The sequence below is a fragment of the Singulisphaera rosea genome (genome assembly GCF_054877945.1).
Genome location: NZ_JBTYIP020000129.1, coordinates 1 through 326, shown reverse-complemented (window position 1 = coordinate 326; position 326 = coordinate 1). Strand labels below are relative to the sequence as shown.

The window sequence follows — 326 nt, the reverse complement described above, 5'->3', positions numbered from 1 at the left end:
CTCGACGCTTTGCGGCGGATGGTCCGCGTCGCCGACGGCCATGAGCCCAGCCCGAGCGTCGGCAGCATCGACAGCCAGACGGTCAAGGCGACGGAGAATGCCGAGACCCGGGGGTACGATGGGGGGCAAGAAGATCAACGGGCGGAACCGCCATATCGTCGTAGACAAGCTGGGTTTGCTGCTGGCGGTCGCGGTCACAGTGGCGTCGGCTGACGACGGGACGATCGCGCCCCGGGTCCTGGGCGAGTTGACGGCCGAACATCGGTCTCGGCTGAAGATGTTGTGGGGGGGATTCGAAGTACCGGAACAAGACGCTCCAGCGTTGG

Annotated in this window: 1 protein-coding gene; it reads left to right on the top strand. The window is 66.0% G+C overall.

What is annotated here, in order from left to right:
* Positions 1 to 97 precede the first annotated feature (97 nt).
* Positions 98 to 326: transposase (locus ACYOEI_RS41545; RefSeq protein WP_462856499.1), on the top strand; the 229-nt coding region annotated here is incomplete at its 3' end.